Source organism: Succinimonas sp. (assembly GCF_045225735.1).
Classification (GTDB): Bacteria; Pseudomonadota; Gammaproteobacteria; order Enterobacterales; family Succinivibrionaceae; genus Succinimonas.
On sequence record NZ_JBGVBR010000249.1, the window covers coordinates 1 to 21744 of the forward strand.

Annotated in this window: 22 protein-coding genes; 8 read left to right on the plus strand and 14 right to left on the minus strand. The window is 53.3% G+C overall.

Annotated features, from left to right (window positions below; translation table 11 throughout):
- The 9 genes from recO to rpoE form a co-directional block, all read right to left on the minus strand.
- Nucleotides 1–974: DNA repair protein RecO (gene recO, locus ACJROR_RS08715; RefSeq protein ID WP_406546787.1), on the minus strand; the 974-nt coding region annotated here is incomplete at its 3' end.
- Between the two features lie 5 nt (nucleotides 975–979).
- Nucleotides 980–1897: a GTPase Era gene (era, locus tag ACJROR_RS08720; protein ID WP_406546788.1), complete on the minus strand. Its 918-nt coding sequence runs from the start codon at nucleotides 1895–1897 to the stop codon at nucleotides 980–982.
- Between the two features lie 12 nt (nucleotides 1898–1909).
- Complete coding sequence (rnc, locus tag ACJROR_RS08725; RefSeq protein WP_406546789.1) at nucleotides 1910–2626, minus strand: ribonuclease III; 717 nt, start codon at nucleotides 2624–2626, stop codon at nucleotides 1910–1912.
- A 19-nt stretch (nucleotides 2627–2645) separates the two neighbouring features.
- Nucleotides 2646–3542: a signal peptidase I gene (gene lepB / locus ACJROR_RS08730; protein ID WP_406042695.1), complete on the minus strand. Its 897-nt coding sequence runs from the start codon at nucleotides 3540–3542 to the stop codon at nucleotides 2646–2648.
- An 18-nt stretch (nucleotides 3543–3560) separates the two neighbouring features.
- Nucleotides 3561–5354, minus strand: a complete 1794-nt coding sequence (gene lepA / locus ACJROR_RS08735) for a translation elongation factor 4 (protein WP_406042693.1) — start codon at nucleotides 5352–5354, stop codon at nucleotides 3561–3563.
- 91 nt (nucleotides 5355–5445) lie between these two features.
- On the minus strand, nucleotides 5446–5922 hold the full coding sequence (locus ACJROR_RS08740) for a SoxR reducing system RseC family protein (RefSeq protein ID WP_406042691.1): 477 nt from the start codon (nucleotides 5920–5922) through the stop codon (nucleotides 5446–5448).
- Between the two features lies 1 nt (nucleotide 5923).
- The gene (locus ACJROR_RS08745; RefSeq protein WP_406546790.1) at nucleotides 5924–6829 is read right to left on the minus strand and encodes a MucB/RseB C-terminal domain-containing protein; all 906 of its coding nucleotides are present in this window, start codon (nucleotides 6827–6829) and stop codon (nucleotides 5924–5926) included.
- A 99-nt stretch (nucleotides 6830–6928) separates the two neighbouring features.
- The gene (locus tag ACJROR_RS08750) at nucleotides 6929–7594 is read right to left on the minus strand and encodes an RseA family anti-sigma factor (RefSeq protein WP_406042687.1); all 666 of its coding nucleotides are present in this window, start codon (nucleotides 7592–7594) and stop codon (nucleotides 6929–6931) included.
- Between the two features lie 10 nt (nucleotides 7595–7604).
- Nucleotides 7605–8198, minus strand: a complete 594-nt coding sequence (gene rpoE, locus ACJROR_RS08755) for an RNA polymerase sigma factor RpoE (protein WP_406042685.1) — start codon at nucleotides 8196–8198, stop codon at nucleotides 7605–7607.
- Nucleotides 8199–8557: 359 nt separating this feature from the next.
- Between rpoE and ACJROR_RS08760 the strand changes: the two genes are divergently transcribed.
- The 4 genes from ACJROR_RS08760 to ACJROR_RS08775 all read left to right on the plus strand — a co-directional run bounded on the left by ACJROR_RS08760 (nucleotide 8558) and on the right by ACJROR_RS08775 (nucleotide 13788).
- Nucleotides 8558–10462 carry a hypothetical protein gene (locus ACJROR_RS08760; RefSeq protein ID WP_406546791.1) on the plus strand — a complete coding sequence of 635 codons (1905 nt, stop codon included), beginning with the start codon at nucleotides 8558–8560 and terminating at the stop codon, nucleotides 10460–10462.
- 174 nt (nucleotides 10463–10636) lie between these two features.
- Nucleotides 10637–11278, plus strand: a complete 642-nt coding sequence (ribA, locus tag ACJROR_RS08765; protein WP_406042681.1) for a GTP cyclohydrolase II — start codon at nucleotides 10637–10639, stop codon at nucleotides 11276–11278.
- A 188-nt stretch (nucleotides 11279–11466) separates the two neighbouring features.
- Nucleotides 11467–13104, plus strand: coding sequence for an L-aspartate oxidase (gene nadB, locus ACJROR_RS08770; RefSeq protein ID WP_406546792.1), 1638 nt, complete (start codon nucleotides 11467–11469; stop codon nucleotides 13102–13104).
- A 375-nt stretch (nucleotides 13105–13479) separates the two neighbouring features.
- Nucleotides 13480–13788, plus strand: a complete 309-nt coding sequence (locus ACJROR_RS08775; RefSeq protein ID WP_406546793.1) for a hypothetical protein — start codon at nucleotides 13480–13482, stop codon at nucleotides 13786–13788.
- Between the two features lie 21 nt (nucleotides 13789–13809).
- On the opposite strand, the gene ACJROR_RS08780 is transcribed toward ACJROR_RS08775, so the two are convergent.
- The 4 genes from ACJROR_RS08780 to ACJROR_RS08795 form a co-directional block, all read right to left on the minus strand.
- Nucleotides 13810–14754, minus strand: a complete 945-nt coding sequence (locus ACJROR_RS08780) for an ABC transporter ATP-binding protein (RefSeq protein ID WP_406546794.1) — start codon at nucleotides 14752–14754, stop codon at nucleotides 13810–13812.
- Nucleotides 14735–15772 carry a FecCD family ABC transporter permease gene (locus ACJROR_RS08785; RefSeq protein WP_406546795.1) on the minus strand — a complete coding sequence of 346 codons (1038 nt, stop codon included), beginning with the start codon at nucleotides 15770–15772 and terminating at the stop codon, nucleotides 14735–14737. The genes ACJROR_RS08780 and ACJROR_RS08785 overlap by 20 nt, the downstream gene beginning before the upstream one ends.
- A gap of 176 nt (nucleotides 15773–15948) precedes the next feature.
- Nucleotides 15949–17055 carry a PilT/PilU family type 4a pilus ATPase gene (locus ACJROR_RS08790; RefSeq protein WP_406042713.1) on the minus strand — a complete coding sequence of 369 codons (1107 nt, stop codon included), beginning with the start codon at nucleotides 17053–17055 and terminating at the stop codon, nucleotides 15949–15951.
- Nucleotides 17056–17083: 28 nt separating this feature from the next.
- Nucleotides 17084–18175 carry a type IV pilus twitching motility protein PilT gene (locus ACJROR_RS08795; RefSeq protein ID WP_406042671.1) on the minus strand — a complete coding sequence of 364 codons (1092 nt, stop codon included), beginning with the start codon at nucleotides 18173–18175 and terminating at the stop codon, nucleotides 17084–17086.
- A 57-nt stretch (nucleotides 18176–18232) separates the two neighbouring features.
- Here ACJROR_RS08795 and ACJROR_RS08800 point away from each other — a divergent pair, with 57 nt between their 5' ends.
- From ACJROR_RS08800 to ACJROR_RS08815, 4 genes are all read left to right on the plus strand, one after another.
- Entirely contained in the window at nucleotides 18233–18937 is a 705-nt protein-coding gene (locus ACJROR_RS08800; protein ID WP_406546796.1) for a YggS family pyridoxal phosphate-dependent enzyme, read from the plus strand.
- Nucleotides 18938–19012: 75 nt separating this feature from the next.
- Entirely contained in the window at nucleotides 19013–19840 is an 828-nt protein-coding gene (gene proC / locus ACJROR_RS08805; RefSeq protein WP_406546797.1) for a pyrroline-5-carboxylate reductase, read from the plus strand.
- 164 nt (nucleotides 19841–20004) lie between these two features.
- The gene (locus tag ACJROR_RS08810; protein WP_406546798.1) at nucleotides 20005–20565 is read left to right on the plus strand and encodes a YggT family protein; all 561 of its coding nucleotides are present in this window, start codon (nucleotides 20005–20007) and stop codon (nucleotides 20563–20565) included.
- A gap of 6 nt (nucleotides 20566–20571) precedes the next feature.
- Nucleotides 20572–20868, plus strand: coding sequence for a DUF167 domain-containing protein (locus ACJROR_RS08815; RefSeq protein WP_406546799.1), 297 nt, complete (start codon nucleotides 20572–20574; stop codon nucleotides 20866–20868).
- 6 nt (nucleotides 20869–20874) lie between these two features.
- Here the strand turns inward: ACJROR_RS08815 and ACJROR_RS08820 are convergent, their stop codons facing one another.
- Nucleotides 20875–21702, minus strand: coding sequence for a 1-acylglycerol-3-phosphate O-acyltransferase (locus ACJROR_RS08820; RefSeq protein WP_406546800.1), 828 nt, complete (start codon nucleotides 21700–21702; stop codon nucleotides 20875–20877).
- Between the last annotated feature and the right edge of the window lie 42 nt (nucleotides 21703–21744).

A 21744-nucleotide genomic window follows, 5' to 3' on the forward strand; every position in this document is an offset into this window, starting at 1 on the left:
GGACTGGCCGGAGGATCGCTTTCCCCTGACTCCGGAGAAACCTCGGGAGCTTCCGGAGGAACATCTGCCTGAACTTGGTTAACGTTCTCCTGGAGAGATTCCGGACAGCTGGCAGCCGTAAGCGCAGCGGCCTCCGTTTCCGTTCCGGCGGAATTTTCAGATTCAGCATCAGCTTCCGGTTCCGCAGACTTGCTGCTGTCTGTCTTCTGATTACGGGGCACGGCCAAAGCGCCCTTTCCCACATTGAGATAATCCCGGTAAAGCTCTCTGCTGTAAAGCACCTTCCCGTCCAGCAAAGTGTCCAAGTTCTTCTTGATAAGATTCTTCATGGACTGCATGGCGTGAGGGGATAGATTCTCCCCGGTTCTGAGAGCAATGATATCGGCGCCGTTATAGGCATCGCTCATGGAAATGCTGCCAATCATCTCCGGCATGATTTCCCGGAATCCGGTGCCGCTCTGATAGAGATACCACTTTCTGGGCATAATAGGAGCGCCGGAATCAGCTTCCGAACTCAGATCGATGCCGTAGCCCAGCTCCTCCAGAAGAGCCAGCTCAAACTGCCGGAGCGTCCAGGATTCGGGATAGCCCTCCTCCAGACGCGTTAAAGCATCAAGATAGGCGGCAAAAAGAATCTGACTGCTGTCCTCGATTTTATAAAGGGCTGCCAGAAGCTCATTAACATACAGAGCGGAAAACAGCACCGGCGGAAGATACTGAAACTGCCGGCCGCTGACCTCGCAGCGGGCCAGTGTTTTCAGGGACTTATCCGTGCCGCTCAGGGTCAGCTTCAGAGGCACAAAAACCTGCAAAGCCGCCTTCAGGCTGCTTCTCTTGCTTTTAGCGCCCCGGGCGACAAACGATATTCTCCCGAAATCAGCGGTAATGGCATCCACCAGAAGTGAATTCTCCTGATACGGTACGGCATGGAGGACGAACCCCACAGTATTTTTTTGATTTGCTTTACTGTACATTTAAACTAACTTTCAAAATCCATATAACCCAGGGAACGAAGGGCTCTGGCATCATCAGACCATCCGCTCCTGACCTTAACCCACAGCCCGAGATACACCTTATTCTCAAGCATTTTTTCTAAATCCTTTCTGGCTTCCGTGCCGATGGTTTTCAGCTTCTGTCCTTCGGTTCCGATAATCATTTTCTTCTGGCCTTCTCTTTCCACCAGAATCACCGCGGAAATGGAAACCCGGCCGCTCTCTTCAACAGTGTATTCCTCGATCTCCACAGCCACGCTGTACGGGAGCTCCTGTCCGGTAAAACGCATCAGCTTTTCGCGGATCACCTCTGCTGCGATAAAACGCATGGAACGGTCAGTGACATAATCCTCCGGGAAGCAGAATTCTCCCTCCGGTAGATGCGCCCGGGCAATTGTCCTGAGCTCGTCCACATTGGTGCCCTGCTTGGCGGACACGGGAATAACGTCCTTGAAGGGCATGAGCGCTGACAGCTTTTCAATCACCGGCAACAGCTCCGCCTTGTCATGAATTTCATCAATTTTGTTGATCACCAGAATAACCGGAACGGACAGCTTTTTCAGCTTTTCCAGCACCATTTCGTCATCCCGGGTCCATCTGGTGCAGTCCGTTACGAAAAACACCAGCTCCACATCCCGGAGGGAGCTTTCCGCCGCCCGGTTCATGAGGGCATTGATGGCCCGCTTTTCCTCGATATGGAGTCCCGGAGTGTCAACGTAAACGGTCTGATAATTTCCGGCGGTATCAATTCCCAGAATTCTGTTTCTGGTAGTCTGGGGCTTCCGGGAGGTAATCGAAACCTTCTGTCCCAGAATATGATTCATCAGAGTGGACTTGCCGGCATTGGGACGCCCCACAATGGCCACAAAACCGAAATGCTTCGCAGATCCGCTGTTGTCTGTCATATAAAATTCCTGTTAATCCTTAGCTCCGGCCCTACGCGCGTGAATAAGGTCAAGAGCTTTCTGAGCGGCGTTCTGTTCGGCGCCTCTTCTGGTGGAACCGTAACCCACCAGAGTCTCCTTGATAAAAGTGCATTCCAGATTCACGGTAAACTGCTGATTGTGATCCTCGCCGGTAATGCTGACTACCCGGTAAACCGGAAGGGATTGATGCCGGCCCTGGAGATATTCCTGAAGCTGGGTCTTGGGATCCTTCTGATCAAATCCGGGGTGCACCGTCCTGAGCTTTTCGGCAAACCAAGTCTGCACCAGTTCCCGCGCCTTCTCAAAATTCCGTCCGGAATCGAGATAAACGGCGGCCAAAGTCGCCTCCACCACATCGGCAAGTATGGACTCCCGGCGGAATCCGCCGCTTTTAAGTTCTCCGGGCCCCATAATCAGATATTCGCTGAGATTAAAGCCCCGGGCAATTTCCGCTAAGGTGGATTCCCGCACCAGAGTGGAACGCATTCTGGTGAGATCCCCCTCGCCGACCTTGCTGAAACGATGGTAAAGCTCGTCTGCAATTATAACCCCGAGAATGGAATCTCCAAGAAATTCCAGCCTCTCATAATGCACCGGACTCGCGCTTCTGTGAGTCAGCGCCTGTATCAGGTAATCGCGATTGGCAAAGGCATACCCGATGATTTTTTCGTAGCCGCCCAGTTTGTCAACAGCGTTGCCGCATGTCATGCCAGATGCTTTCATTTTTTTAATTTATGCCGCCTATTCTGTCAATTTTTATTCCGCCGTCCATAGTGCAGCTGAACCAGACTGCCACGGCCCGTCCCAGAAGGTAGTCATCCGGAACAAAGCCCCAGTAACGGCTGTCCCTGCTGTGCTCGCGGTTATCCCCCATGGCAAAGTAATGCCCCTCCGGAACCACCCAGTCCCCGTGAATATTGCCGATAACATTGGAGCTGCCGTCGTCAAAGAAGGTTTCGGGAGTCACAACGCCGCGATCTCTCATAATTTCATGGGACACACCCAGAAGATCCTCGTTTTCCATAATGCCGCTCTCGCTGGGATACGCCGGATTTCTTTCCAGATAAAGCTGCAGAGATTCCGGAAGTTCCCTGGCGGTGATATGCTTAAGTTCATGAGAGCCCTTCTCCTGAATATGGAGCTCCCCCTTGCTTACCACAATGCGATCCCCCGGAAGGCCGACGATTCTCTTGATGTAGTCAATGGAAGGATCCTCAGGATATTTGAATACCACCACATCGCCCCGCTGCGGAGTTCCGGTGGCATAGAGCACTTTATTGGTGAAGGGGTTTCTCAGGCCGTAACGAAACTTTTCAATAAGAATAAAGTCTCCCCGGGTCAGAGTCGGCATCATGGAGGCGGAAGGTATTCTGAAGGGCTCGTAGACAAAGGAACGCACCAGAAGCACTGCCAGAAGCACCGGAAAACAGCTCACCAGATTGCCCCAGAGACCGCCGGCCTCCAGAATTTCGCTCTTCTCCTTGCGGGTCAGAGGCACCCGGGCCTCCTCCTCGGCCTTACGGAGCTCTTCCTTTCGCTGCTTTCTGAAACAGAACACGTCAAAGAGCCACATGATTCCGGTAAGAGCCGTGGAACCTATCAGAACAAGAGTAATCGTATTCATAATTTTCTCCCGGAATCCCTAGTCGCTGCCCACCTGCAGAATCGCCAGGAAGGCTGACTGCGGCACCTGCACCCGGCCGATGGCCTTCATGCGCTTTTTGCCCTCTTTCTGCTTTTCCAGAAGCTTTCTCTTTCTCGTAATATCCCCGCCGTAGCACTTAGCCAGCACATCCTTTCTCAGAGCCTTTACCGTGCTTCTGGCGATAATCTGATTCCCGATGGCAGCCTGAATGGCGATATCAAACATCTGTCTGGGAATCAGCTCCTTCATCTTATCCACCAGGAGCTTGCCCCGGTTCATGGCATTGGACTTGTGGGTAATCACCGCCAGAGCGTCAACCCGCTCTCCCGCAATAAGAATATCCATGCGCACCATGTCGGCAGCCTGAAATCTCTTGAAGCCGTAGTCCAGAGAAGCGTACCCCCGGGATACCGACTTCATCCGGTCAAAGAAATCCAGCACCACCTCCCCCATGGGAATTTCATAGGTGAGAGCCACCTGAGCGCCGTGATAAACAAGACCGGTCTGAATGCCGCGCTTTTCCTGACAGAGCTGCATGACATCACCGAGACACTGCTGGGGCATCAGCATGCGGCATTCCGCAATGGGCTCGCGAATTTCGGAAATGGAATTAACCGCCGGAAGATTTGCCGGAGAATCCACCATTTGAATGGATCCGTCGGTCATCACCACCTCATAGATTACCGTAGGGGCGGTGGTGATAAGATCCAGGTTGTATTCCCGCTCCAGACGCTCCTGAATGATTTCCATATGGAGCATGCCCAGAAAGCCGCAGCGGAAGCCGAAGCCCAGAGCCTTGGACTTTTCCGGCTCAAAAAACAGGGAAGCATCATTGAGAGACAGCTTGTCCAAAGCATCCCGGAAATTTTCATAATCATCGGTGGATACCGGGAACAGTCCCGCATAAACCTGCGGCTTGACCTTTTTAAAGCCCGGAAGAGGATCCGGAGCCCCGTCCTTGGCATTGGTTATGGTATCCCCCACCGGGGCTCCGTGAATGGTCTTGATACCGCAGACCACCCAGCCTACTTCGCCGGCGGTGAGCTCCTTGCGATCCACCCTCTTGGGGGTATAAATACCGACCCTGTCCACATTCCAGGATACCCCGGTGGTCATGATCTTTATCTTATCGCCCACTTTAACGGAGCCGTCCACCACTCTGACCAGGGAAACCACCCCCATATAATCATCAAAGTAGGAATCAATAATAAGAGCCTTAAGAGGGCCGTCCGGATTACCTTGGGGGGCCGGAATTTTGGAAACGATCTCCTCCAGCACCTGCTCTACGCCGACTCCGGTTTTAGCGGAGCATCTTACGGCATCAACGGCATCAATCCCCACGATGTCTTCTATTTCATCACAGACTCTTTCCGGGTCAGCGGTGGGCAGATCGATCTTGTTAAGCACCGGCAGCACCTCAAGACTAAGATCCACCGCCTGGTAGCAGTTAGCCAGCGTCTGAGCCTCCACTCCCTGGGTGGCATCCACCACCAGAAGAGCGCCTTCGCAGGCCGCCAGAGAGCGAGACACTTCGTAGGAAAAATCCACATGTCCCGGAGTGTCAATAAAGTTGAGTTCGTAATCCTGACCGTCAGAAGCCCGGTAATTCAGCGTGACCGCCTGAGCCTTGATGGTGATGCCCCGTTCCCTTTCGATATCCATGGAGTCCAGCACCTGTTCCTGCATTTCCCGGACAGTCAGACCGCCGCATATCTGAATCAAACGGTCGGAAAGGGTTGATTTGCCATGATCAATATGGGCAATTATTGAAAAGTTTCTAATATTCTTCATAGGTATTCAGGAACAGCTCCGGCGCAAACACACTTTGCTTGTCAAAACAAAAGAGGATTATAACAGATAAGAGCCGGAACATTTGAGGATCTTACGACTTTACATCAGATTTGCAGCCCGGAACCGCCGGCAAAATGCCGACCATCCGCGGCGCCCAGATGGTTTTTACAAAGATTCGGGAAAGAAAAACGGCGAGACAGAAGCCCAGAGTCAGCCCGGCAAAGGCTCCGGCAATACCGGCAAGATCATTCTGAAATATGAGTTCAGCGGCCAGAGCTCCCGCCAGAAGTCCCAAAAGGGGCACCAGATAGGCAATAACGGCGCTTACCATGACGGAACTCTCCGGAACTCCGATGCGCGCCACATCACCGACCTTGGCATTAAGAGAATTCGGAACGCTGAAGATCACCGGCTTTTTGGAGGCGTCGGAATTGTCCTCGGGACACGACGCAGTTCTGTCAGAGCAAGATCCGCAGATCCCCCGCACTCCCTGCTCGCATACCGCCAGGCCATCCCCGGAGATGCTTCTGACAACCGCCAGAGTTTCGGTCATATGCTTCTGAGACAAATCAACCTCCCCGGTAGGATTCGGCGATCCTCTTTTCAGCCTCAAGAGGCAAATCACCCACGGCGACTATCTCATAGGGAGGCGCCTGATGACGGTAAAGATTGGTTCGGCCCTGCCGCACCACCGGAAAATCCATATTTCCGATAAGGGGAATCCGGTAGATGGAAAAGTCCGCAATGCCATCGGAATAAACAATGTGCTCCACGGTATCCAGCCCGTCTCCCAAAGCATAGCGCTGCGAAAACACCGGTTCAAATCCCGGAGGCAGCTCCTTCAATGACCAGGAAAACTTTTCCAGCGGCTCGGCATTGTCTGCCGGATTGGGGAAGGATTCGCTGGCATTCTCCACATTAAGCACCTTGGCGTTGGGAGTGTCAGATACCGCGAGATTTACGGCATTGAAGCTTTCCATCAGGCTGTCATTGCCCATGCCGGGATTGTGATGCACCACCTCGGCGCCAAGAAGAATGCCGGTTTTGGAGTCCACATGAAGAATGTAGCTGTAACGGTAATTATCCATGGCAGTGAGGCGGATTTCCCGGGCCAGCCGTCCGGCAATGCGCTTTTCTCCCAGCAGCACGGGAGTGTAGGATTTGAGAATTTTTTCAGCCGGCACCTGCATCAGTCTGACAAAAACAGACGGCAGGAGAGCATTCTTCACCGCAAAGGGCTCGGTGCCGTAGGCGAAGTAGACGATAAGTCCGCCTTTAGTGAAATATCCGGAGGGTTCTCCGTTGAGAAAAAGCCAGTGAGAAATGCTGCCGGCTTCGGTAAGTCCGTGGGAAAATGACACCGGCTCTATCTGACCGGCGCTGACTCTGGTAAAGAGAAGTTCGTAATTTTTAGAGGTGGACGCCTTCTGCATATCAGCAAAAAGCACCCGGGCCTCATCGCTGTCAGCAGACATATCATAATCTTCTGCCTGGGCCAGTGCTGCCATCCCGGCCAGGAGAGGAACAATCAAATACCTTAAAAATGTCCGCATCGGTAACCGCATCCTGCCTTTTTACATACCGACAGTTCTTAACACCCTCTCGTGATCATTAAGGATCGCATCCAGAGTTGTGAGCTCCCGGTTTTTCTTAGCCGCTTTGATTTTTTCCAGTTCACCGGCTTCGCGGGAATGCCGGGCAGTGCCATTATAACCGCCGTAGAGCTTGTCGGAACCGTCCGGTATTGCCGTTACCACCGGAGCCACGCTGGTGTTGGTCACCGGAGAAGCCATCACAGCCTTGTGTCCGCCCAGATAGCTCTGTTCCGCAAATTTTCCTGCGGTATCGCTTTGGCCGTTCCAGAGAGAGGCCCCGAACACGCAGAGACAGGCCACGCCGGCTGCCACGGCAATCTGGCCCATATCATGCCACATTCCGCTGAAGCCGCTGAAGCGCTTTTTCTGAGCCCTGGCAGCTTCGGAAGACGGCACGGCGTCCTCATCGTTTGCCGCTCTCGGCTGCAGCGCCGGTTCCCGGGAAACCTCAAGAGCCACAGCATCTGACAGGGCCGCAAAGTCGATTCCTTCCGGAATTTCGTCTCTGAGGCCGGCACGGATTTCAGACATGGCTGCAAATTCCTTCATGACTTCTTCATCGTCAAGAAGGGATTCCAGCGTCCTGTCATCAATGGCGGCGCCGTCAAAATAAGCTGAAAGAAGTTCTTGCTGTTCTTTAGTCATAAACACACCCTTAAGCCTTGCTGTTCAGCCTTTCTCCGGACTCGGTAAGCTTTCTGTTGATGATTTCGCGGGCCCTGGAAATACGGGATTTGACCGTACCCACAGGACAACCCATCACATCAGCAATCTCATCATAAGACATGTCGTCTATTTCTCTGAGAGTAATCGCCTGCCTGAGATCATCCGGAAGAGACTGAAGAGCTTCCTTAATTACGCGCTTAACATCAGAGCTTTCCAGAATATTTTCCGGATTGTCTCCCTGATGCAACCTTTCCGAACCGTCGTAAGCCTCAATGTCAGGAGTATCCACATCAACGGATATCCCTCTGCCGGCATTCTTTACAACGAAATTCTTTGCTGTATTGACAGTTATGCGGTAGAGCCAGGTGTAAAAGGCGCTTTCCCCGCGGAAGCTCTCCATGGCCCGATAGGCCTTGATGAAGCTTTCCTGCGCAATGTCCTGCGCATCAGCAGGATTTGCCGCAAATCTCTGAGCTATCCCGGCAACCTTGTACTGATATTTTTTCACCAGCAAATCAAAGGCATGCCTGTTCCCGCGCTGCACCAGTCTTACCAACTGTAAATCAGCATCCTGCTCACTCATGAAATATGGTTCCCATAACTGTCTGGAACTCAGCTACACACAGTTAGACGCGTGTATACGTAAAAAGTTCAATACCAGGTAAAAATAAAGGTGAATGTCAACGTTCCGGGGCCGGTTCTGTCAGGGAACAAGCCCTTGCTGTCAGCCATTCCGCCCAGATTCAGATCACGCCGCGCTCCTGAAAACCGCCTCCGAAAAACCGCACTATTCTAGCATATTAATGCTGACTCCTCTTTCCAATTGCAACTTTGCTCAAAAATTAACTGCTTTATCCGGCGGCAATTTTTCATAAAAAAGCATTTCAAGTAGAATACTGACATGTTTTGAGAGAGGCAAAAAACGAGACCGGGGGACGAAAAATGAGTGATGCAGAGGATCTGAAAAACAGCAAAAATTTCGAAAAATCCGCCAAAACCGGAGCATCAGCTAAGCCCGGGAGACTGGCGGCAACCGTCAAGGCTCTGGCCGGAATCATCTTCTGTCTTTATTTTTTTGCGGTGATGCACCTGGACATTGCGGCCCAGGCTCCCGGTCTGGGCAGCCCGGGGAACCTGCTGACCCTGGCCTTCGGATCCCTTATTACCGGACTCGGTCTCATCTATCCTCTGGCCCGGAGGCAGAAGGAAATTTATTTTTCCAGACTGCTCCTGCCCCTCGTCTTTGGCGCTCTGGCATTTCTGGCCGCCTCCCTCATGCATTTCTGGCAGAAGGGTCTCGTGAACTTTGAACCGGCCATCTGGGGCTCCCTCATTACCCTGTTTGTTTTTGCCCTGGGGCAGTTCCGCCTCTCCCCGGCAGGCATCCGGGCCATTCTGAGCATCATCGCCGTTTCAGGCATCATCGAGGCGGTTATCGGCATCTGGCAGGGCATGCATGGCACTGTTCCCCGGGGCTGCTTTCCCTCTCCGTGGCCCCTGGGGATTTTTCTGAACACCGCCATAGCCGCAGCTCTCTGGGTGCTGATAACCTCGGAAAGAGTAACCTTTCTGCGGCTCCTCATCACCGTAATCACCGTGGGCGCCTCTCTTGCGGCCATGACATACATTCACGACATTACCCTCTTCAACATAGCCGTGCTTACCGCCATGCTGGGTTTTCTGGCCTTTTCCAAATCGGAAAACTCTCTGATCTCCCGGGACAAGGCCCTGATTTACATCACGATGACGCTGACCTTTACCGGCATTATCGCGTCCATATTTTTATCAAAATTCGAGCACATCGGCGTGGCTGTCGAAAATGACTTTGTCCATCGGATGATCAAGGACGCTCCCTTTGCCGGACACGGCTTCGGAACCTTTGTCAGGACGCATACCGAATGGCTGTTTCAGAATATCCCGACTCTCCCCTACGCTCCGCCCGCAGAAGGCAATCTTCTGCGCATTCTCGCCATCGAAGGAGGCGCGCCGGCCATTATCGGCATTGTGTTCTTTGCCTATGCCATCGTACGCTCGGCTCTCTGCAAGGAAAGAAGGCTGTATGCCAGTCTGGGCATTCTGACCCTGTCCCTGCCCGTTATTTCCGCAGTGATAATTAACTCCTGCCTGGAGGAGGCCTATATCCTCCCCCTCTGTCTTGGTATTTTTGCCGTTCTGGCCGATCCCCCGTACTCCGGCAAAACAGCGAAGTTCCGGAGCGTGGAAGCATTTGCCTTAGGCGGCGCTGCGCTCCCCGTCGCGACTCTGGCCTTTGTGATTACCGGCCTTATGAGCCTTCCGGCGTTAAACAGCATGATCGCAGCGAACACCTTCCAACTTACCGCGGAAAACAGAATCCTGAATCCTATTCCCCGGCTGGGAGAATTTGTGAGGGGGCGGGACACCGAAGCCACCGCAAATGCTCTTAACACGGGCATTGCCGGACTGATACTGGAATCCCGGATGAATCTGGAAAACTCCCTCCCGTACACCGTAAGCTGCAGCTCCCTCAAGGCTGCCCGGGATGCCGATGAAGAGCTGGCCCGGGAAAAATCGTTCCTCAAAAAAGCGGCCCCCGATTTCAGGCTTCCGGAACCGGATTTATCCAATGCCTTCATAACCTATATCTGCGGCGACACGGACAAGTACCTCTCACCGAAGCAGCGGGCCCGCAATTCATATTTCTACTACAGAACCAGACTCATGAATTCCGAAAAGGAAAACGGCATTGCCGGCATCCCGGCAATAGTCACCAGCCCTGTTTCCTATATCCTGTTCAAGGCCGCGGAGCATTACGCGGGAGAGAAGAAGGATAAAAAGGAGAATAAGGAGAAAGCCGCCGAGAAATGAGAAACAGGACAGTCTGAAGAGAAAGAGCTTGCCGAAATGGCCTCATCCTCTTTGTTGCGGCAAAGGGGGATTACTCCGGGAACTCTGTTGCCGCATCTAATCCCCGGCAATCCTCCCATTTGTAAAAAATCCCTCAATGTTGCATAATCATCGTCTCAAGGAGAACACACAGTCATGGATTCAGAATTTGAGACACTGCCCGCCGGAACAGAAAATGCCGTTATCGTGGAGGAAACAGAGGCTGCCCAGCTTCCCACCCCCTTTGGCATCTTCACCATCAAAGCCTTCCGGGATTCCCAGCGCAAGGAGCACGCCGCCATCTACATGGGAGATCCGGCCGCCCCGGAGCCGGTGCTGGCCAGAATTCATTCGGAATGTCTCACCGGAGACACGCTTTTCAGTCTTAAGTGCGACTGCGGTTTTCAGCTGGAGGCCGCCATGCAGAAAATCGCCGCGGAAAAGCGCGGCGTTATCCTCTATGTCCGGCAGGAGGGCCGGGGCATCGGACTTTTTAACAAGATCCGGGCCTACCATCTGGAGGACAAGGGCCTTGACACCGTGGACGCCAATGTCCGGCTGGGCTTTCCGCCGGATGCCCGGCGCTACGAGATCTGCGCCGACATGTTTGCAAGACTGGGGGTGAAGGCGGTGAAGCTCCTGACCAACAATCCCTCCAAAATCGCGGAAATGCAGAAGTACCACATAAACGTAGTGGAACGGGTTCCTCTGGAGGTCGGCCGCAACAAATACAACAACGACTACCTTAACACCAAGGAAACCCGCATGGGACATCTTCTGGGACATCAGCCGGACTGACCGGAGATCCCCCGCCCCGGCTCCCGGAAAACCGGGAGCCTCCGGGGCTGTGCCTGACTTTTGCCCGGCTCTCCTCGCCCGAACGCTCTTCTTCTCTCCCCAAAAATCCCCTCCCCCGCTCCAAAAGTCACGCCAAGGCCACGTCACAGTTGTAAAATAACAGCATCGCAACTACCGGGACATTTATCATGGACGAAAATACTGCAAACAGACATGTGGTTCGCCACACTGACGTACTTATTATTGGCAGCGGCGCCGCCGGTCTTTCTCTGGCGCTCTGTCTGGCCAAAAAGGCCGGCGTTACGGTTCTTTCCAAAGCCACCGCCAATGCCGGTTCGACCAATTATGCTCAGGGCGGCATAGCGGGAGTTTACAATACCTGCGATGATGACGATTCGGTGGAGGAACACATCGAGGATACCATGATAGCCGGAGGCGGGATCTGCGATCGCAGCGCCGTGGAGTTCACTCTCAGAAACGCCCATGACAGCATTGAATGGCTCATCAAAGAAGGCGTGCCCTTTGATGAAAAGGAAGAACCCAAAACCGAGGAACAGTCTCCCTACCACCTGCACCGTGAAGGCGGACACTCCCACCGGAGGATTTTCCATGCGCAGGATCATACCGGACATACCATTCAGGACACCCTGCTAAATCAGGCTTCCCAGAATCCGAACATTACCCTGCTGGATCATTACAACGCCATTGACCTCATCACCACCAAGAAGCTGGGACTGGCCGGAAACCGGGTGCTGGGAGCTTATGTATTCAACATCAAAACCAACCAGGTGGAAACCATTCTGGCCAAGTTTGTCGCTCTCTGCACCGGCGGCGCTTCCAAGGTTTATCAGTACACCTGCAATCCCGAGGTTTCTTCCGGAGACGGCATCGCCATTGCCTGGCGGGCCGGCTGCCGGGTGGCCAATATGGAATTCAACCAGTTCCACCCCACCACTCTTTACAATCCCAATGATCGGAACTTCCTGCTCACCGAAGCCCTCCGGGGAGAGGGAGCTCTTCTGAAGAGACCTGACGGCACCCGCTTTATGCCGGACTATGATGAAAGAGGCGAACTGGCGCCCCGGGATATTGTGGCCCGGGCCATTGACCATGAAATGAAAAAGCTGGGGGCGGACTGCATGTTCCTGGATATCAGCCACAAACCGGCAGATTTCATCATGAAGCATTTCCCCACCATCTACGAGCGCTGTCTCAAGGCCGGGGTTGACATGACGAAGGAACCGATTCCGGTAGTTCCCGCTGCCCACTTTACCTGCGGCGGCGTCATGGTGGACAGACGCGGCAGAACGGACATTGAATGCCTCTATGCCGTTGGCGAGGTATCCTATACCGGACTTCACGGCGCCAACCGTCTGGCTTCAAACTCTCTTCTGGAATGCGTGGTATACGGGAGAGCCGCCGCCGAGGATATTCTGGCCCGGCTTCCTATTGCCATTGAGCCTCCGGAGGTGCCCGACTGGGATGAAAGCCAAGTAACCGATGCCGATGAGGAGGTGGTTATTCACCATAACTGGCATGAGCTCCGGCTCATGATGTGGGACTATGTGGGCATTGTGCGCACCGATAAAAGACTGGAAAGAGCTTTGCACAGAATTAAGCTTCTGGAAAGCGAGGTCAATGAGTTCTACTCCAATTTCCGGGTAACCAGCAACCTTCTGGAGCTTAGAAATCTGCTTCAGGTGGCTGACCTCATTGTCCGTTCCGCCATGAAGCGGAAGAACTCCGTGGGGCTCCACTACAACGTGGATCATCCCGAGGCGCCCAAGGACTGCAGACCCACAATTCTCAGCCCCTATGAGATGTAATCCCCGGCCGGAATAACCCGGAAAACGGCGTCTTTCCGCAGGAAGGATGCCGTTCTTTATGCCGGAAGGAACCACTGTCGCTATTTCCCGGCTTTGCTTGTTGATAACTCTGTTGATATCTCTGGGTATTACTTGTGCATAAAACTGCTGACAAATCTGTGCAGCACTGAATGTCTTATGCAGCCTATAAAGAAAAAGCTCTCGAATGGAGATTGATAAAAAGCTTATGAATATTCATGACTATCTGGTTTATTCCGCAGATCTCACCCTGAGGATAGCGGCTTCTATTATGTTGCGGTTAATCATGCGCCGTTTTCCGAAGAAATACTCGTTTGCCAGGAATGGAACACCCAGGGGGAAGATCAGGAGGATGCTGTGGATATGGCAAAGGATTTGATTATCACCCTTGCCGAATGCTTTATTGAGGAAAAAGCGGTGTTTCCGGCCGCCGTTCCTCTTAAGCAGGGACAGTTTGAGGTTAAGCTCCCGTATCACGTGGCATTAAAAATCATGCTCAGAAACCTCATGATAACTGAACAGTGCCGTATTACGGATCTTGCTCTGTACTCCGGGGTCTCAAAACAAAAAGTAAGAAAACAGCTTGATTTGCGAAGGAAAACCCATATAGATACTCTGGCGCAGTTCTTTAAGGCTCTGGGACATCCTTTAAAAATCGAGTGCTGATTATAGCTGCGCATTCCCGAACTATGCCAAACTCCCCAGAAGCTCGCTGAATACCGGATAGCGGATTCCGGTATCACTTACCCGGATCTCCGCCGAGGTGGCGTAGATATCCTCCAAAATCCCGGCGGTAAGCTCCCGGGCCGGAAACTCCCGAAATTCGCCGTTCCTTAAAAAGGCCCCGATAAACCCCGGATAATCCCCAAGGTTAAGAGCAAACAGGGGATCGTGGGTTACAAACACTATGCCCGGCAAGGATTCCTTTGCCTTATCAGCATTCTTATCAACAATGTTATTCACAGGTTTTACGGTATTATCAACAGAATTCTCACCGTTATCATCAACATATTCACAATTTTGTCCACAACCACGGTCAGTCATCATCAGCCCTCTGATAAGCCGGTAAAACTCTGCCTTTTTGCTGACATCAAGATTGGCCTCCGGTTCATCAAGTACCAGAAACCGGCCGTCCTGCATCAGAGCCCGGGCCAGGGAAACCAAAGCCAGCTCCCCGCCGGATATTCTGTCGGTATAAGAATCCCGGAGATGCCAGATGCCCAGCCTTTTTAAAATACCGTCCGCATCATTTTCAGCGCAGGCAGCGCCGGAGGATCCTCCGGCAGCCCTCGCATTGCTCCTCCCCCCTCTCCCAAAAACCCCCCGGGCGCGTCCCAGAATGACGGTTTCCCGCACGGTTAACGGAAACCCCGTCTGAAAGCTCTGGGGCACATAGGAAAAGAGTCCGCCCAGTCCCGCCTTCCTTCTTTTCAGGAGCGCTTCAGAAAGCGGCGCTCCGTCCAGCAGGACGGAGCCGGAACGGGCCGGAATAAGCCCGGCGAGGGTCTTCAGGAAGAGAGATTTTCCGGAGCCGTTCCGGCCCAGAATAATAAGAAACTCCCCTTCGGAAACCCCGCCCCGGATGCGGACTCCGTTAATGAGCTCGAGAGCATTAAATTCCAGTCTGGACATACTTCCTCCGGGTGAGATACAAGAGTCCCAGAAAAACGGGGGCTCCGATGATGCTGGTCATAATGCCGATGGGGATTTCGTGCGGGATGAGAGCGCGGGACAGGAGATCGCAGAGCATCAGAAAGGCCGCTCCGGTAACAAAGGAACAGGGGAGCAGAAATACATGGCTTCTGCCAAAGGCAAAACGCAGGATGCCGGGGACAATAAGAGACACCCAGGCAATAATCCCGCCCACGGCCACTGTAGCCGAGGAAGCCATGGTGGCCAGAAAAAGAATTATGAATATCAGGGGCTTTACCCGCACTCCCTGAGTTTCCAGCACCTCATGAGGCAGGGACAGCACATCCAGGGAACGGGCCAGAAACCACAGAGCCAACGCCGGGATAAGACCAAACACCAGAAGAAGCAGTATATCCTCCATACTCGCCCCGTTAAGCGCTCCCATCATGTAGTAGGAGGCCCCGAAAATGGAGCTTTCATTAGGGAGAAAGTATCTTAAAAAATTAAGCCCGGCCGAAAACAGCGCCGATGTCACCACTCCCACCAGGATGAGCAGCACTACAGAAAACCCCCCTCTTCTGGTCATCAGAAACGCCACGAACAGCACCAGCAGCATAGCCAGCATGCCGGTTACGAATGAAATCACCGGCAGAAACCAGAAGCCCGCTCCGAAGATCAGTCCCAGCATGATCCCAATTACCGAACCCGCCGAGGAGCCCAGAAGATCCGGAGATACCAGAGGATTCTGAAACACCCCCTGATAGGCGGCTCCGGCCACTGCCAGAATCCCGCCGGAAAGAAAAGCCGCCAAAACCCGCGGTAAGCGGATATTCCAGAGGATCGTCTCCTGAGCTTCCGTGAGATCCCAGGGGAGAAGGAATCCCGCGCTCCCGAGAGAAAGGGACAGCATGAAGAGACCGCAAAGTCCGATAAGGGCCAAAAGCCAGAAACCGGAAATAACGCCGCCCCTGCTCCCGGGCATTTGCCCTTCCCCGTCCCGCCTGTTATCTTCTCTCATGTTGCCACGGCTTCCTCTAAATATATCCCTTCAGAAATTCCCCGCTTCAGGAATTCCCCGGTTTCTTAATCCTTCGCAGCTCAAAAACAAAAAGGGGGAAGACCCCGAGTCCTCCCCTTTTATAACCTGTCCATATGCAAATGCCAGGATATCAGTTCCGCAAAACCTTCCCGCTGCTATTCGAATACCACATTCGACATCACATCGGATTCCTTGACGCCGCCGGCCAGCTTGATCATGAGGCGTACCTCGTTCTCAGAATCAGCGTAGTGGAGAGCATCGCTGTAGCTGATGATACCCTGCTGATAGAGATGGTAGAGACTCTGGTCGAAGGTGGTCATACCGGCTTCCGGAGACTTCTGCATGATTTCCTTCAGCTTGAAGAGCTCATTCTTCTGGAGACAGTCTGCCACCGTCGGAGTGTTCACCAGAATATCGAATGCCGCGCGGCGTCCGCCGGTGGTAGTTTCAATAAGCTGCTGCGCGATAATGGCTCTCATGTTCACCGAAAGGTCAAACAGCATCTGTCTCTGAGCGCTCTCCGGCACCAAATGGAGGATACGGTCAATCGCCTGGTTAGCGTTGTTGGCGTGGAGGGTTGCCAGCACCAGGTGACCGGTTTCAGCGAATGACAGGGCAAACTCCATGGTTTCCCGGGAACGGATTTCGCCGATAAGAATAACGTCCGGAGCCTGACGGAGAGCTGATTTCAGCGCCGAGTCAAAGCTTATGGTATCAGTGCCTACCTCACGCTGAGTAATAAGCGATCTCTTGTGGTGATGCACATATTCGATAGGGTCTTCAATGGTGAGGATATGACCGTCGGAATTCATGTTGCGATAACCGATCATGGCTGCCTGAGTGGTGGACTTACCGGCGCCGGTAGCGCCCACGAACAGGAGAAGTCCGCGGTCTTCCATTACCCACTTGGTGAAGGTGGGGGGCAGGTGCAGCTCCTCGGTGGTGGGAATTCTCTCCACAATGCGGCGGAATACCACGCCCGGCATGGTCAGCTGCCAGAAGCAGCTTACACGGTAACGCCCCAGATCCGGCCGCTGAATAGCAAAGTTTGCTTCCCGCTGCTCGTTGAATTCCTTGAGCAAATCCGCGCGATCAGACATGGTTTCTCTGACAAATTCAGCAACCTGAGCCTGAGTGAGCTTGCCCTGCTCAATGGGAGTCAGATGGCCGTCAAGCTTAACCGCCGGCTCCAGCCCCACAGTCAGAAAAAGGTCTGAAGCGTTGTTATCATTCATGAAGCGCAGATAACGGTCAATCTTCAATGTATCCTGGATCATAAACCATTCCTCTTTAGAAACCGCCCATGGAGCTGGCTACGATGGCATTAGGATCGTGAGCCTTGCTGCGAGCTTCGGCGATGCTGATGATGCCGCGGGACACCAGCTTGCTTAAGGCACTGTCCAGGGTGCTCATGCCATGGCTGGCTCCGGTCTGGATGATAGAGTACATCTGAGCAACCTTGTCTTCGCGGATAAGGTTTCTGATGGCCGGAATGCCGATCATGATTTCGTGGGCCGCAACTCGGCCGCCGCCGTTCTTCTTAAGCAGGGTCTGAGAAATAACCGCATTCAGGGATTCTGACAGCATGGAACGCACCATGCCCTTTTCAGCGCCCGGGAACACGTCGATAATACGGTCGATGGTCTTGGCTGCGGAGCTGGTATGCAGAGTGCCGAACACCAGGTGTCCGGTTTCTGCGGCAGTCAGCGCCAGACGGACGGTTTCCAGGTCGCGGAGCTCGCCTACCAGAATGATGTCAGGGTCTTCACGGAGGGCAGAACGCAGAGCGTTGGAGAAGGACATGGTATCGCGGTGCACTTCACGCTGGTTAACCATGCAGAGCTTGTTATGATGCACAAACTCGATAGGATCCTCGATGGTAATAATATGGTCGTGCCGTGTGGAATTCACATAGTCCACCATGGCGGCCAGAGTGGTGGATTTGCCGGAGCCGGTAGGTCCGGTAACGAGAACCAGACCGCGGGGCGCGGAGGCAATCTTTTCAAAAACCTTCGGACAATTAAGCTGCTCCAGAGTGATAACCTTGGAAGGAATGGTACGGAACACTACCGCCATGCCGCGATCCTGATTGAACACATTAACACGGAAACGGGCCAGATTCGGCACTTCAAAGGAGAAGTCGCACTCCAGGGTTTCTTCGAACTCCTTTCTCTGATGGTCATTCATGATATCGTACACAAGGTTATGAACCGTTGTCTTGTCCAAAGGTTCCATATCCCTGACTTCCATGGTCAGCTTATCGGTAGTCTTAAGCTTGCGCATATCGCCATCGACGCGGATCATCGGGGGCACACCAGCTGAAAGGTGCAAGTCTGAAGCGTTGTTCTTTACACCGTAAAGTAGTAAATCTAGAATATCCATGGTTAATTCTCTGTCATCCAAAAAAGATAGTACGCCAAAATAACGGTACTGTTGCCTATGCTAAAGATACAAGAAAATCTTTCAAACGTAAAAGAAGAAATTATCAATTTTGCTACCTCTGTTAAACGCGACCCCGCAAACATCGCCCTTTTGGCAGTAAGCAAAACCAAACCTGCCGGCGCTGTGCTGGAAGCCTATCAGGCGGGGCAGCGGCTTTTCGGGGAATCCTACGCTCAGGAGGCCGCCGAGAAGATTCAGGAAATCCGGTCTCAGGGCATCCGGGACATTGAGTGGCATTTCATAGGTCCGGTGCAGGCCAATAAAACCCGGATCATTGCCGAGCACTTCGATGTAGTTGAAAGTCTCGACCGCGCCCGGATCGCCAAGAGACTTAATGACCAAAGACCGCCCCTGATGCCGGATCTCCGGGTGCTTATCCAGGTAAACATCAGCCGGGAGCCCCAGAAGTCCGGCATAGCTTTTGAGGAACTGCCGGATCTCCTGGATTTTATCGACTCCTCGTGCCCCAGACTTCAGGTCGCAGGACTCATGGGCATTGCCGAAAACGTCCGGGACAAAAGCGAAATTCTGCCGCAGTTTCAGGCCCTTAAGGATGCCTTTGACGATCTCTGCCGCAAGGGACGCCCGCTTACGGTGCTCTCCATGGGCATGAGCGATGACATGGCCGAAGCCATTGCCGCCGGAAGCACTGAGGTCAGGATCGGCACCGCAATTTTCGGAGCCAGACAGTATCACGTCTGACGTGTATTTTTTTTCTTGCTGTCCGGCCAAGAGAGGCCGGATCTGCAATTTCTGTCATGCATTGAGGAAAATATAATGAATACAGATAAAAAAATCGCCTTCATCGGCGGCGGAAACATGGCCGGAAGCCTGATCCAGGGACTCTGCCAGAGCGGTTATCCCGCAAAGAACATCACGGTTTCGGATCCCGTTACGGAAAAGGTTAACACCCTCAGGGACAAATTCGGCATCAATGGCGGCTCTGACAATGCCAAAGCCGCCCGGGATGCCGACGTCATCCTCTTTGCGGTTAAGCCCCAGATGATGGCCGAGGTTCTTTCCGGAATCGCCGCAGAAATTCCCGACTTCAAAGACAAGCTTCTGATTTCCATTATGGCCGGGGTAACCATTTCCCGCATCAGCGGCATTCTGCACGGCGCTCCGAGAATTGTCCGGGTAATGCCCAACACCCCTGCTCTCATCGGCATGGGCATGGCCGGTCTTTTTGCTTCAGAGGGCGCCATGCCGGAGGATCGGGATTTTGCCAGAGACGTGCTGGCATCCGTGGGCAAAGCAGTCTTTGTAAAAACCGAAGCCGGCATCGACGAGATCACCGCCCTTTCCGGCAGCGCCCCGGCATACTTTTTTTACTTCATGGAATGCATGGCGGAAAAGGCCAAAGCCTACGGCTATTCCGAAGAGGATGCCCGCATTATTCTGGAACAGGTGGCTAAGGGTTCTGCCGAAATGGTCATCAGAAATCAGGATAAAACCCTGGCAGAACTCCGGGCTGCGGTAACCTCCAAGGGCGGCACCACCTATGAAGCCATTAAGGTCATGCAGGAAAGAAATCTTGCCGAAATTATCAGCGCTGCCCTGGATGCCTGCAAAAACCGGGCGGAGGAGATGGGAAAGCAGTTTTAGGCTGCCGTCTTCCGTAACATAAATAAGCAGTTTGGCACAAAGCCGGTTAAAGCAGAGGTCTGAACACTTTCAGGCCTCTTTTTTTCAGAAGCGTTTTTTGGGACTTTACGAACAGCGTCGCGGTCTCTAAAATTACAGACAAATTTTCAAGAGCGGAGATCACCATGACTTACCAGTTCCTGCTGGCCTTCCTGCCGGCTCTGGTGTTTTTCACCAGATTTCTGATGGAATATACCGGCTGCGATTACTATCATCCGGCCTGCCGCTGGGTTACCAGAATCACCGACCTTCCCTTAAAGCTTGTTCCCGTAAAAAATTACCCAAAGCTCAACATCTCCGCCCTGATTGCGATGCTCATTATGGCTGAGGTTTTCGGGCTGGCATTTCTGTTCCTGATGATGCCGGCAAACGCCGTCATGAATTTTGACACCCTGTGGCGTCTTATGCTGCTGATTCCGGTATTTCTGATCTGGGCCGTGCTGCAATTCATGCTGTATCTGATGTTTATCGGCGCCATCCTGAGCTGGATTCCGTCAGCCTCTGTCACGCCCTGGAGCTATCTCTTTATGAAACTGACCTCGCCTCTGACAGCGCCCTTCGATCGCTTTATTCCGCCGGTGGGATTTATTTCGCTGTCATTTATGGCGGCCGCGCTCCTGATGAGCTTCGTGGTATTCAGCGTCATGCCGCGGGTAGTGGAATTCGCCCTGCGGCTCCTTTCGTAACGCGCCATGCCAGCTCTGGAAATCAGGGGAAATATCATTACGCTCCGGGCGGTAATTACCCCGAAGGCTTCCCGGGATGCCATAATCCCGTTTACCCCGGATGAGATTAAGATAACCGTTACCGCCCCGCCGGTGGACGGCAAGGCGAATCAGTATTTGCAGAAGTACCTGGCCAAGGCCTTCGGCACCTCCAAGGGAAAGGTGAGAATAATCCGGGGGGAGAGCAGCCACCACAAGGTGATTGAGATTCAGGACTGCTCCCGGGTTCCCGATGCGCTCCAAGAACAGCTGCCGCCGGGCTGACCCGTTTTATGACTTTTCAGAAGGCTCAGGAGATGTCTCCCCGGTCGGCTCCTGATTTCCACCGTTGTCGCTTTCGCTTTCCGGGCCGTCATAATCAGGGAGAACAAAGCCGTCCGGACGCCTTACCTCCTTGTCCAGCTCCTTGATCCTTGCAATCATGTCCTGCCGCAATTGCTGCGTGAAGCTCCGGATCTCGGATTTTTCCAGATTGGAAACGTCCCGGGGCGGCAGCATTTCCACAATGACTTCCCCGTTATCCCAGCGGTTCAGCTTGATCTGACCATAGTAGGACGAGGTCACAAAGGGAATGATAGGCACTCCGGCCAGCCGGGCCGTGTGAACGGCTCCCGTTTTAAACGGCAGCATCCCGCTACCCTTGGATCTGTGCCCTTCCGGAAAAATCCACAGCGACAGATTCTTTTTCCGGATGCGGCGCACCAGGGAAAGGAACTCCTCACCGTTACGGGAACGGTTGGAGCGATCAATAAGAATATTTCCGGAAAGATAAAACAGAATGCCAAACACCGGCACCCAGATGAGGCTCTTCTTGCCAATGCAGACCAGCCCCGGCTGCGGCACGTCGGCCACAGTGACAATATCCCAGTTGGTCTGGTGATTTCCCACAAAAATAGCCGGCATTCTGCTGCGGAGATCCTTAACGTCAAAACGGTAGGTAACTCTGACCCCCACTACCCGCTGCACCAGTCGCAGCATCTGCGTCAGGGCATAAAGATTCCAGGGATGTCCGGGACGGCACAGACAAATGGCCAGCCCCGCAATCAGCCACAGAATACCCATGATCCCCAGGATCAGCATACGGATTATCAAAAGCATTTCAGAGTTCCTAAAAATCGACAAACAGCCAGGCGAACGCCA

Bases quoted from the DNA above. Each gene is read 5' to 3' on its own strand.
- era (WP_406546788.1), bottom strand. From the start codon at position 1,897: ATGACAGACAACAGCGGATCTGCGAAGCATTTCGGTTTTGTGGCCATT.
- rnc (WP_406546789.1), bottom strand. From the start codon at position 2,626: ATGACATGCGGCAACGCTGTTGACAAACTGGGCGGCTACGAAAAAATC.
- lepB (WP_406042695.1), bottom strand. From the start codon at position 3,542: ATGAATACGATTACTCTTGTTCTGATAGGTTCCACGGCTCTTACCGGA.
- lepA (WP_406042693.1), bottom strand. From the start codon at position 5,354: ATGAAGAATATTAGAAACTTTTCAATAATTGCCCATATTGATCATGGC.
- ACJROR_RS08745 (WP_406546790.1), bottom strand. From the start codon at position 6,829: ATGTCTGCTGACAGCGATGAGGCCCGGGTGCTTTTTGCTGATATGCAG.
- ACJROR_RS08750 (WP_406042687.1), bottom strand. From the start codon at position 7,594: ATGACTAAAGAACAGCAAGAACTTCTTTCAGCTTATTTTGACGGCGCC.
- rpoE (WP_406042685.1), bottom strand. From the start codon at position 8,198: ATGAGTGAGCAGGATGCTGATTTACAGTTGGTAAGACTGGTGCAGCGC.
- ACJROR_RS08760 (WP_406546791.1), top strand. From the start codon at position 8,558: ATGAGTGATGCAGAGGATCTGAAAAACAGCAAAAATTTCGAAAAATCC.
- ribA (WP_406042681.1), top strand. From the start codon at position 10,637: ATGGATTCAGAATTTGAGACACTGCCCGCCGGAACAGAAAATGCCGTT.
- nadB (WP_406546792.1), top strand. From the start codon at position 11,467: ATGGACGAAAATACTGCAAACAGACATGTGGTTCGCCACACTGACGTA.
- ACJROR_RS08780 (WP_406546794.1), bottom strand. From the start codon at position 14,754: ATGTCCAGACTGGAATTTAATGCTCTCGAGCTCATTAACGGAGTCCGC.
- ACJROR_RS08785 (WP_406546795.1), bottom strand. From the start codon at position 15,772: ATGAGAGAAGATAACAGGCGGGACGGGGAAGGGCAAATGCCCGGGAGC.
- ACJROR_RS08795 (WP_406042671.1), bottom strand. From the start codon at position 18,175: ATGGATATTCTAGATTTACTACTTTACGGTGTAAAGAACAACGCTTCA.
- ACJROR_RS08800 (WP_406546796.1), top strand. From the start codon at position 18,233: ATGCTAAAGATACAAGAAAATCTTTCAAACGTAAAAGAAGAAATTATC.
- proC (WP_406546797.1), top strand. From the start codon at position 19,013: ATGAATACAGATAAAAAAATCGCCTTCATCGGCGGCGGAAACATGGCC.
- ACJROR_RS08810 (WP_406546798.1), top strand. From the start codon at position 20,005: ATGACTTACCAGTTCCTGCTGGCCTTCCTGCCGGCTCTGGTGTTTTTC.
- ACJROR_RS08815 (WP_406546799.1), top strand. From the start codon at position 20,572: ATGCCAGCTCTGGAAATCAGGGGAAATATCATTACGCTCCGGGCGGTA.
- ACJROR_RS08820 (WP_406546800.1), bottom strand. From the start codon at position 21,702: ATGCTTTTGATAATCCGTATGCTGATCCTGGGGATCATGGGTATTCTG.